At 35.5% G+C, this 11164-nt stretch carries 8 protein-coding genes; 6 read left to right on the top strand and 2 right to left on the bottom strand.

What is annotated here, in order from left to right:
* Positions 1 to 16: 16 nt before the first annotated feature.
* From A3SG_RS0102200 to A3SG_RS0102170, 6 genes are all read left to right on the top strand, one after another.
* Positions 17 to 2455 carry a M28 family peptidase gene (locus tag A3SG_RS0102200; RefSeq protein ID WP_198008493.1) on the top strand — a complete coding sequence of 813 codons (2439 nt, stop codon included), beginning with the start codon at positions 17 to 19 and terminating at the stop codon, positions 2453 to 2455.
* 81 nt (positions 2456 to 2536) lie between these two features.
* Positions 2537 to 3340, top strand: a complete 804-nt coding sequence (locus A3SG_RS0102195) for an epimerase (RefSeq protein ID WP_035663246.1) — start codon at positions 2537 to 2539, stop codon at positions 3338 to 3340.
* Positions 3341 to 3392: 52 nt separating this feature from the next.
* The gene (locus tag A3SG_RS0102190; protein WP_016988366.1) at positions 3393 to 4286 is read left to right on the top strand and encodes a DMT family transporter; all 894 of its coding nucleotides are present in this window, start codon (positions 3393 to 3395) and stop codon (positions 4284 to 4286) included.
* A 111-nt stretch (positions 4287 to 4397) separates the two neighbouring features.
* Positions 4398 to 4862 carry a hypothetical protein gene (locus A3SG_RS0102185; RefSeq protein ID WP_016988365.1) on the top strand — a complete coding sequence of 155 codons (465 nt, stop codon included), beginning with the start codon at positions 4398 to 4400 and terminating at the stop codon, positions 4860 to 4862.
* A 66-nt stretch (positions 4863 to 4928) separates the two neighbouring features.
* The gene (locus A3SG_RS0102180) at positions 4929 to 6116 is read left to right on the top strand and encodes a T6SS effector amidase Tae4 family protein (RefSeq protein WP_198008492.1); all 1188 of its coding nucleotides are present in this window, start codon (positions 4929 to 4931) and stop codon (positions 6114 to 6116) included.
* Positions 6117 to 6237: 121 nt separating this feature from the next.
* A complete protein-coding gene (locus A3SG_RS0102170; protein ID WP_016988362.1) occupies positions 6238 to 6558 on the top strand; it encodes a hypothetical protein in 321 nt (106 codons plus the stop codon).
* Positions 6559 to 6694: 136 nt separating this feature from the next.
* Here A3SG_RS0102170 and A3SG_RS0102165 read toward each other — a convergent pair whose 3' ends face one another.
* Together A3SG_RS0102165 and A3SG_RS0102160 are read right to left on the bottom strand one after the other, a co-directional pair.
* The gene (locus tag A3SG_RS0102165; RefSeq protein ID WP_016988361.1) at positions 6695 to 8758 is read right to left on the bottom strand and encodes a M13 family metallopeptidase; all 2064 of its coding nucleotides are present in this window, start codon (positions 8756 to 8758) and stop codon (positions 6695 to 6697) included.
* A 209-nt stretch (positions 8759 to 8967) separates the two neighbouring features.
* On the bottom strand, positions 8968 to 11031 hold the full coding sequence (locus A3SG_RS0102160; RefSeq protein ID WP_016988360.1) for a M13 family metallopeptidase: 2064 nt from the start codon (positions 11029 to 11031) through the stop codon (positions 8968 to 8970).
* Between the last annotated feature and the right edge of the window lie 133 nt (positions 11032 to 11164).

Genomic DNA, 11164 nt, shown 5'->3' with positions numbered 1-11164 from the left:
CCCCAATCTCCCAAATATGAAAAAAAGTCTTCCCTCTCTTTTTGCCGTCACTTTTATTATAGCAATTTTAGCTGTGCTCTTCCTTACCATGATGCCACAGTGGACTTCAGATGACGGAGTACTTCTTTCTGAATTTTCAACTGAAAGAGCCTTAGATAAAGTAAAAGCAATCTCGAAACAACCGCACTTTGTTGGTTCTCAAAATCACGATAAGGTTGCTATTTATCTACAAAAAGAACTACAAAATTTAGGACTACAAACTTCCATACAAGAAGGATATACTTTGACCGAGTGGGGAAATTTAGTAAAGTCACGAAATGTTTTGGCTAAGATAGAGGGAACTTCTAATAATTCTAAAGCCCTACTACTACTTTCTCATTACGATAGCGCTCCTCATTCCTACTCCCATGGCGCGAGCGATGCCGGCTCTGGAGTAGCAACAATCTTAGAAAGCGTTCGCGCCTTTTTGTATACTAAAAAAGCACATAAAAATGATATTATTATTCTGTTTTCGGATGCGGAAGAATTAGGATTAAATGGAGCGGCTCTTTTTACAACCCAGCACAATTGGGCAAAAGAAGTGGGACTAGTTCTTAATTTTGAAGCCCGCGGTACTTCTGGACCAAGTTATATGTTAATGGAAACAAATGGAGGAAATGGGGGGCTTGTTAAAGAATTTGCTGCAGCAAATACTACTTTTCCAGTATCAAACTCCTTGATGTACAGTATTTATAAAATGCTTCCCAACGATACTGACTTAACTGTTTTTAGAGAACAAAAGAACATTCAAGGCTACAACTTTGCATTTATAGACGACCATTACAACTACCATAACGCCCAAGATGACATCAATCATCTAAATAAAAACACATTGGCCCACCAAGGAACATATTTAATGCCTTTATTGAAGTACTTCTCGAATGCTGATTTGAACACAACAAAATCTAATGAGGACTATGTCTACTTCACTATCCCTTTTACCTTTATAAGTTATCCTTTTAGCTGGGTTTTACCAATGGCTATTTTAGCCTTGATACTCTTTCTTTTTCTTGTTTTCATAGGACTTGCTAAGAAAATACTAACATTCCAAAGAATTCTAAGAGGCTTCATACCCTTCTTAGGCTCCTTGATTTCCACTGGACTGATTACTTTTCTTGGTTGGAAAGGATTATTACTACTCTATACTCAATATAATGATCTACTAAATGGTTTTACCTATAATGGTCACGCCTACATTGCTGCTTTTGTGTTTCTTGCTTGTGCAATAACTCTATTTTTTTATAGCCGTTCTGCTTCTAAAAAAGTCGCGGTAAATCACTATGTGGCTCCTTTGTTTATTTGGTTAATCCTTAACCTGATATTAGCCATTTACCTCAAAGGTGCTGGTTTTCTAATTATTCCTGTTTATTGTGGACTATTCCTGTTTGGCTACTATATCGTTACTCAAAAGGTCAATACAGCACTAAACCTTATTTTCAGCATTCCTGCCTTGCTGCTGTTAGTTCCGTTTATTCAAATGTTACCAATAGGCTTGGGATTAAAAGTACTATTTGGAAGTGCACTTCTCACTGTTTTGACTTTTGGGCTGCTATTCCTTGTTTTTGGTTATTTCACTAAAAAATGGTTGTGGTCCGTACTTCTTTTACTGATCTCAATTGGCTTTTTCGCGAAAGCACATTACGAATCCGGTTATGAAGAAGGAAAAGCAAAACCAAACAGTTTACTATACATCTATAATGCCGATACAGATAAGGCAACCTGGGTAACTTATGATGTTAATCTTGATCCCTGGACCAAAGAATATTTAGGCGAAAATCCGAAACCCGCTACCATTTTAAATCAAACTCCCTTGTTCAGCAAATACAATTCGGGCTTTACGTATGCTGCACCTGCTCCAAAAAAAGAACTCCAGAGACCTACCGTCGAATTCTTGAAAGACAGTATTGCAGGAAATAAAAGGTATTTAAAACTTCGAGTCTCTCCCAACCGAGCGGTAAACCGTTATGATATTTTTGCCAATAAAAAAATGGTGTTCTATAATTTAAGAGCTAACGGCGCAACTCATATCAATCAAAAAAGAACCCAATTTAATCGAAAAGGAAAGAAACTATTGAGTTATTATGTAGTAAATAATGCCCCTTTAGAAATGGAGTTCAACATCGACATAAGAACTGTTTTTGATATGGAATTAATGGAGAGCTCCTTTGATTTAATACAGAACCCCTTGTTCTCCATTACAAAAAGAGCTTCCTGGATGATGCCTACTCCTTTTGTTCTGACTGATGCCGTCGTTATCAAACAAAGAATAAAACCAACATTAGTCCTTCAGACTGCTGAACCAATCAGCAATGAAAACGCGACACAAAACACAACTGTTGTTGCAACATCAATAAACTCCAATGTTCAAAAAAAAGAAAACGTAATAATTGCAAATGACACTATAAAAGTTAGATAATTTTACTCAAATTTGCATAAGTCAATTTGCCGTCACTGCTTGCGACGCTGCTTAAAATTTATTGAAAAACAGGATATCAAAATGAAAAACATCAGTATTTTAGGTTGCGGTTGGTTAGGCTTCCCTTTGGCGAAAGCAGTATTAGAGAAAGGGATTCGCGTCAATGGCTCAACGACTTCTCCAGATAAAATTGCGATTTTAGAAAAGTTCGGAATCCATCCTTTTGTAATTACTCTTGAAGCTGATCGTATTTCTGGTGCAATCGAAGACTTTTTACAAGGCAGCACCATTCTAATTATTGATATTCCACCTAAATTAAGAGGAATCAACAAAGAAAACTTTGTTGGTAAAATCGAGACCTTAATCCCATTTATCGAGAAATCGAACATTGAAAATGTTCTGTTTATCAGTTCAACCTCGGTTTATGGAGAGGACAATGACCAAGTGACCGAAGAAACAGTACTAAACCCTGATTCTGAAGGCGGAAAACAATTGGCTATAGTAGAAGGTGTTTTGAAAGGTAACAGTCATTTTAAGACCACAGTACTCCGTTTTGGGGGATTAATTGGCGAAGATAGGAATCCAATCCAATTTTTAGCTGGCCGAGAAAGTCTAGAAAATCCTGATGCGCCCATTAATTTGATCCATCAAACGGACTGTATTGGTATTATCCTTAGGATAATTGAAAATAATTCTTGGGGAGAAACCTATAATGCAGCAGCTCCAGCACACCCTTCCCGCGAAGCGTATTATACTCAAAAAGCTGTGGAATTAAATTTAGTGCCACCCAGGTTCAACCACGATAAACCCTCGGTTGGAAAAACCATTTTAGGGGATAAATTAGTAGAAAAACTTAATTATACTTTTACAATAACCAACCTATAAAGTGAGATCTAAAATAACTAGTGCTTTTTCGACCAAAATAAATGCTGTCGGAATGCCAATAATAGCCTTATGCTGGGTCTGTTTTTTTTGGGGAACTACGTGGATCGCTTCAAAAGAAGGAGTGCGACACATGCCTGCATTGCAACTAGCAGGAATTAGACAATTTATAGGTGGTATCCTTTACGTTTCTTTTTTCATGTACAAAAAAGAGGCTTGGCCTAAGGGAAAGCAATGGAAAACAATCATCATTTTAAGTATTCTTAATTTTGCCTTAAGCAACGGGCTTAGCACTTGGGGAGTAAAATTCATCAGCAGTGGTTTAGGCGCCATTTTAAATGCTGTTTTCCCGTTATGGATTGTTATTATTACTTTTTTCAGGGGTGAAAAATTAGCGAAGCTAGCTATTCTGGGCTTGACAATCAGTTTTAGCGGTGTTTGCGTCATTTTCTATGATCATCTTAGTGATTTTCTCCAACCAGATTTCAGGTTTGGAATTCTACTTTCCTTTATCGCAACGATTAGTTGGGCTTTTGGAAGTTTATACACTAAGAAAAAGGCGGCTACTTTTAACCCTTATTTTAGCCTAGGGTTACAAATGCTAATTTCAAGCTTGATTCTTTTTGCCTTTACGGGTGCAACTGGGAGTGGTGTCAATTTAATGTCAATTCCAGCAATTTCCTGGTGGTCCATTGCCTACCTGGTAATTATCGGCTCCGTATTGTCGTTTATTGCCTACATCTACATGCTACAAAATCTTCCGGCAGAAATAAATAGCATCTATGCTTACATTAATCCAATTGTGGCGGTTCTGTTAGGCGCTCTAATTTTTGGAGAAGCACTTACAATGGTGATTGCAATTGGAGGCGGAATAACAATTTTTGGTTTATATATGGTAAATCATTCGATTAGAAAAACCCGCCGCTTGGCACTTGAGGTAAAAAATTAGATGCTCTATTCTTTTTTTCGAAAGCAATAAAAAATCACTAAAACCGAGTATGAATTTTGTAAAAAACTTAGTATATATTTTTTAATATTTAACTAATTAATCTAATATTTTATGAAAAAAATGAACAAACAACAAACCATGAAGAACAAGCCTAACCTGATGCTTGAAAAGTGCAAAACAAAAAAATGGTTAACAAAAACTTTTTTATTATTAATCGTAGCAATTTCAACAATAAAATGTACTGAAGATAAAGTAGCTTTAAATAAGAATATCGTTGAAACAATTCCTAAAAATGAAATTTCTTTTATGGAATTTAAAAATAAAACAGGATTAAAAAATATTGAAACTGACGTCAGATTACAAATAAATTCTTTTAAATCCAGAAAAAATAAAAATAAAACAAGCGCCTACGAAATAAATGATTTTACAATTGACATCACATATATTAAGCAATTAGTCATTCAAGACAATTTTACTTACTCTTTTAAAATTATTCCGACCATAATAAAAAGAAATAGTTTTTTTAACCTTACAGTGTTTAGAAAAAATGGAGTTTGGGAAACTTCAGTTATATAAATGATACCGACAGATCAAAACTACAAAGACCTTATAAATGGCAATACAAAACATTTTAAGGGAAAAATGAAACTTATTTATCAATCAACTCAAAATAGTATTAATAAGTCCTCTTCAAAGTCATCAGGTTCTGGCACAGGCTACACTACTGTATTCGTACCTGGAAACAGGCATTGTACACGTACAGGAGATTGTGCTAACGGAACCTGTGACAACTGTAATCTTTGCGTAGATTACTACAGTTTTAGCATGCCTACAGATGGAGAAGCGGTGGAAGCTTTAGAACAATATCCAAACAATGAACCACAGACCGGTGGTGGTAACGGCATGAACTTAACTGATCCGAGCGGATATGTGATTGACCCTAACCTATTTGACTTTAGTAATCCCAAATCAATTATCATATTACAAAGAGCAGAAAGAGCCGCAGCATATTGGGCTGATCTGCCCGATAATTTGAAAGCTTGGGCTGTTGTTAATGCAGTTGAATATTCGACGTTTCTGAACTCATATTTAACTATAACCACCGAAGAAAGTAGAGTTAGTTCAATAAATTTAATATCCCTCCGAGAACTTTACAATAATACTAATACAACATGGCAACTTTTTGAAAACTGGTTTATGGGAAAATCTGAAGGGAAAGACGGAGTAGAAATAGCAGATATAAATAATCTATTAAGCACACTAACCTATCAACAAAGATCACTTCCTACTTATGCTAATTTTCAAAATAATTTCCCAAAACTTTACTGGCCTGAGTATCCTTATTATTATCAAACTTTACCAGCTAGCGTAGTTTATTCTCAGGTTGGAGGAAATCTACAATCTTTGTACTTAAACAGCGGAGCAAACAACGGTCCGTACAAAAATGCATGTGCAGTTAGAATTTCATTAGCTTTTAATAAACTAGGAATTTTAATTCCAAATAATGCTATCACTAGGCAAGGAGCTAACGTTGGCGGTATACCACAATATTATTTTCTACAAGCTATTGGCATAAATGATTTTATGATTAAAACTTTTGGAGATACATCTGTTAAACTCGAAGGAGCTGCTGCCAACGACAAAACTAAAATAGCAAAATTATTAGAAGGAAAAAATGGTATTTACGTTATAGTTAACAATGACGGCACCTTATCTGGAGCTGGCTATTCTGGACATGCTGACTTAATAAAAAATGGCTATGTTATTGGAGGAGCAAATACATCTCCAAAGGGAGGAATTAAATCAATACGAATTTGGATTTTAAATTAAAAACATCACATTATGAACTTAATTAAAAAAACACTTCTACTTGTAGCAATTACATTTAGTTCCTTGATTTACTCTCAAGAGACTGAAAAAGTAGAAAAAATCAAAATTGGAAAATATAACTATGAACTTTATAATAAAAAAAACATACAATAATGAACTTGACTTTTGGGTACTGTCCTATTACATCAAGAAAAAATCACGCGAGCAATATGTAGCTCATGTACTTTCCTACAGAGAAAATATAATTTTGGGTAAGGGAGACATAGATATAGATTATAATGGAAAAAGAATAACAAATACATCGGTTAATTTAATTAAAAACTTTCCAACTGAAGCTGACTCTACTAAATATGTTAAAAAGCAAAATAAGCAAGGATTTTTTGAACCTATTTTGACTGTCGAATATACAAACGGTAAAGAAAAAATCCTTTATAAAAAATAAAGCACAGCTATTTGTCACATTCTATGAATAGCTATAAAAAGCATAAAAAAAGTTCATATAGAAAATTACATTTTTTATAAAACATAAAAAAATCCCAAGCTTTCACTTGGGATTTTTCACTATATAAATTATTTTACTACCAGATTTTAACTCTTTTTTCTGGTGCAATATACATCCCATCATTTGGTTGGATGTTAAAAGCTTGATAGAACGTATCTACATTCTGCAATGGTACATACGCACGGTACATTCCTGGAGAGTGCGGATCTGTTTTTACTTGGTTTTTAATCGCTGCATCACGAGCTTTAGATCTCCAGATTGTGGCCCAAGACATAAAGAAACGTTGCTCTGGCGTGTATCCATCGATTAGACCTGGGTTTCCGTTTTCTTTTAAATACAATTGCAAACCATCATAAGCTGCATTTATACCTCCTAAATCACCAATGTTTTCTCCAAGGGTAAATTTACCATCGACAAAAGTTCCAGGTAATGGCTCCAAAGCACTATACTGATTAGCAAGTGCTGTAGTCAGCGCTGCAAATTGTTTTGAATCTTCCGCAGTCCACCAGTCCACTAAATTCCCTTCGGCATTGTATCGTGATCCTGAATCGTCGAACCCATGAGAAATTTCGTGACCGATTACTCCTCCTATTCCACCGTAGTTTACCGCTTCATCCGCTTGGTAATTGTAAAATGGCGGTTGTAAAATAGCCGCTGGAAATACAATCTCATTATACGATGGATTGTAATACGCATTTACTGTTTGTGGAGACATTCCCCATCTGGTTTTATCAACTGGCTTAGTCAAGTCGGCAAGATCTTCCTCATAACGCCATTTAGCCATGTTTTTTGTGTTTTCAAAATAAGTCCCTCCATCTTCTGGACTCTTAATTACTAAAGCTGAATAGTCTTTCCATTTGTCAGGATACCCAATTTTAATTTTTGACATGTGTAACTTTTCAACCGCACTTACTTTAGTCTCTGGTGACATCCAAGCAAGATTATTGATTCGGTTTTCAAAAGCAACAAAGATGTTTTTTATCATTTTCTCTGCTTTGGCTTTGGCTTCAGCTGGAAACATTTTCTCTACATATAATTTCCCTAAAGCTTCCCCGATTCTCCCATTAATTACTTGCAAGGCACGTTCGTCGCTTGGTCTTTGTTTTACGGCACCTGTCAAGGTCTTACCATAGAACTCAAAGTTTGCATTCTCAATAGTGGTCGACAATTGACTTGAAGCTCTATTTAATAATGACCAACGCATATAAGCTTTCCAGTCATTTACTTTGTTTTCTTTCAAGATAGCCTCAAAAGCTGTCATATACTTCGGTTGTGAAACGATTAAAGAATCCACATTTTTTAAACCTATTTTAGTAAAGTAGGTATTCCAGTTGATAGACGGCGTCAATTTTTGTAAATCGGCAACAGTCATTGGATTATACGATTTTCTTCTGTCTCTTCTTTCTACACGGTCAAATCTAGGTTTTGACATTTCGATTTCAAGTGCTAAAATCTTTTCCGCATGTATTTTAGCTTCCGCAGGTTTTTCACCAAGAAATCCTAACATTTTAGAAACGTGAAGCACGTATTTTTCTCTTTTTTCTTTTGAATCAGCATCATCAGAAACATAATAATCCCTGTCTGGTAAACCTACACCTCCAGGCCCCACACTGATTACATTTCTATTACTGTTTTTAGCATCGGCACCAATATTAGCGCCAAAGAAACCAATCCCTCCATAAGGTTCCATCTCAATTAATAAAGCTTGTAAATCCTTTGTGTTTTTAACTGCATCAATCTTTTTCAGGTAAGGTTTTAATGGTGCAATCCCTAATTTATTTCGACCTACAGTATCGAGGATCGTTTTGTACAAATTGATTGCCTTGCCTTGATCCGTATCTGATTTGTATTTTGGATTTGTTGCTGCCTCTTTTAATATTGCAAGAGCATCTGCGTCTGTCTTTTGTCTTAATTCATCAAAACTTCCCCAACGTGTTCTGTCAGAAGGAATTTCAGTATTGTCTAACCACGTTCCATTTACATAGCGGAAGAAGTTATTACTAGGTTTCACTGTCTTGTCCATATAGTTGACATTAATACCCGGTTCTTTTACGGTTGAAACTGTTTGTGCCTGTGAAACCGTAAGTCCCAAAAGTGCAGGAATCACAAAAAGAAGCTGCCTGTTGCTGTTTTTTTTCATTTTTATAGTTGATTAGTTATCTTAATTTATCTTTTTTAGACTTCGCAATTTATAAAAGGTTTAATTAAAAAAGTCAATAATTTCATATTCTTTATTTTAAAGGTCACTTCATTTGAAATTATTTAGATATTCGTTGTTGGTTTCCTTCATTTAAAATTAAGAAATCCCAAGCTTTCACTTGGGATTTCTTAGTCATGGCAGTTTAACAACTACCAGATCTTAACTCTTTTATCAGGTTCGATATACATACCGTCGCCTTTTTTAATGTCAAATGCTTGATAAAAAGCATCAACGTTTTGAGCAGGCACATACGCACGGTACATTCCCGGAGAATGTGGATCTGTTTTTACTTGGTTTTTAATCGCTTCATCCCGCGATTTAGTTCTCCAAACGGTGGTCCAAGAAATAAAGAAACGTTGTTCTGGGGTAAAACCATCAATAAGTCCAGGACCTTTATTTTCTTTTAAATACAATTGTAGACCATCATAAGCGGCATTTACTCCTCCCAAGTCACCAATGTTCTCTCCAAGGGTAAACTTACCATCTACATGCACCCCGGGTAGCGGCTCTAATGCGCTGTACTGATCTGCAAGTGCAGTTCCAAGAGCAGTAAATCGAGTTAAATCACCTTCTGTCCACCAATCAATTAAATTTCCGTCTGCATTGTAACGAGCACCTGAGTCATCAAAACCATGAGAAATTTCATGACCGATAACAGCTCCTATTCCGCCATAATTTACAGCTTCGTCTGCTTGATAATTATAGAAAGGCGCTTGTAAAATCGCTGCCGGAAATACAATTTCATTATACGCCGGATTGTAATAAGCATTTACAGTTTGTGGCGACATATACCACTCTGTTTTATCAACTGGTTTGTCGAGTTTGTCGATATCTTTCTGGAAATTCCAACGAGAAAGATTTTTCATGTTTTCGAAATAGCTTCCGCCCTCAGCAATACTATTTATATCTAATTTAGAGTAATCTTTCCACTTATCCGGGTATCCAATTTTGATGTTAATCTTATTCAATTTTTCAACTGCTTTCACTTTTGTCTCTGCTGACATCCAAGTTAAATTATTGATTCGATTTTGATACGCTAAAATAATATTCTGAATCATTTTCTCCGCTTTTTCTTTTGCTTCAGCAGGAAACATCTTTTCGACATACAATTTACCTAAGGCTTCACCAATAGTTCCATTAACTGTTTGTAAAGCTCTGTCTTCAAGGGGTCTTTGTTTGATTGCTCCAGTTAATGTTTTTCCGTAAAAATCAAAATTAGCGGCATCGACTGTACTAGACAGTAAACCTGTGGAACCGTTCAATAAAGTCCACTTCATATATTCTTTCCATGCAGAAACATTATTTTCAGAAAGGATTGTTTGCAATGCTTTCATGTATTTTGGTTGTGAAACGATTACGGTATCCAATTTTGTATAACCAATACCTGCAAAATAGTCTTTCCAATTAATTGCTGGCGTCATTTTTTGTAATTCGGCGATGGTCATCGGATTGTATTGCAATCTACCATCTCTGCGCTCTACTCGATCCAAACGCGGATTAGACATCTTGATTTCCAACGCTAGAATCTTAGCTGCACTTGCTTTAGCTTGCACTGGAGTCTCCCCTATCAACTGTAGCATTCTGGCAATATGTTGCTCGTACTTATTTCTTTTTTCTTTCGTGTCTTTTTCTTCTGAAGAATAATAATCCTGATCGGGTAAACCCAATCTACCAACACCTATATTTAATGAGTTTTTAGCGCTGTTTTTATCATCGGCACCTACTCCTACCCCAAAAAAACCTATTCCACCGATAGGTTCCATTTCAATTAATAGTTTTTGTAAGTCCTTCGTGTTTTTGATCTTATCAATTTTTGCTAAATAGGGCTTTAACGGTTTAACACCTTGTTTATCTCTTGCAACCGTGTCTAAAATTGAATTGAACAGGTTAATTGCTTTTCCTTGATCAGTCGTTGATTTATAAATTGGGTTTTTTGATGCCTCCTTCAATATAGTCAAGGCATCTTTATCCGTTTTTTTAAGCAATTCATTAAAACTTCCCCACGAAGTTCTGTCGCTCGGAATTTCAGTTTTATCAAGCCAAGTTCCATTTACGAATCGGAAAAAATTATCTGCGGGTTTTACTGTATTATCAAAGAACGAAACATTTATCCCCGGTTCTACACTTGAAGTAACAGTTTGAGCTTGAGTCTCCGCAAATCCAATCATGGCAGGAATCACTAAAAGAAGCCCCTTATTGAGTTTTATTTTCATTTATAATAAATAATTCATTAGAGTAACAAAGCTATCAATAAAAAATACACGAGTGTTAAAACTCTTGTTAAATTTACAATTGCATAAACCTGCGGTAAAAAGCGCCGTTTTTTGTATTTTTGTAAAAATTATT

The organism is Flavobacterium sp. ACAM 123, assembly GCF_000264055.1.
Classification (GTDB): Bacteria; Bacteroidota; Bacteroidia; order Flavobacteriales; family Flavobacteriaceae; genus Flavobacterium.
This window is presented reverse-complemented; position numbering and strand designations above follow the sequence as displayed.

Bases quoted from the DNA above. Each gene is read 5' to 3' on its own strand.
- A3SG_RS0102200 (WP_198008493.1), top strand. From the start codon at position 17: ATGAAAAAAAGTCTTCCCTCTCTTTTTGCCGTCACTTTTATTATAGCA.
- A3SG_RS0102195 (WP_035663246.1), top strand. From the start codon at position 2,537: ATGAAAAACATCAGTATTTTAGGTTGCGGTTGGTTAGGCTTCCCTTTG.
- A3SG_RS0102190 (WP_016988366.1), top strand. From the start codon at position 3,393: ATGCCAATAATAGCCTTATGCTGGGTCTGTTTTTTTTGGGGAACTACG.
- A3SG_RS0102185 (WP_016988365.1), top strand. From the start codon at position 4,398: ATGAAAAAAATGAACAAACAACAAACCATGAAGAACAAGCCTAACCTG.
- A3SG_RS0102180 (WP_198008492.1), top strand. From the start codon at position 4,929: ATGAAACTTATTTATCAATCAACTCAAAATAGTATTAATAAGTCCTCT.
- A3SG_RS0102170 (WP_016988362.1), top strand. From the start codon at position 6,238: ATGAACTTTATAATAAAAAAAACATACAATAATGAACTTGACTTTTGG.
- A3SG_RS0102165 (WP_016988361.1), bottom strand. From the start codon at position 8,758: ATGAAAAAAAACAGCAACAGGCAGCTTCTTTTTGTGATTCCTGCACTT.
- A3SG_RS0102160 (WP_016988360.1), bottom strand. From the start codon at position 11,031: ATGAAAATAAAACTCAATAAGGGGCTTCTTTTAGTGATTCCTGCCATG.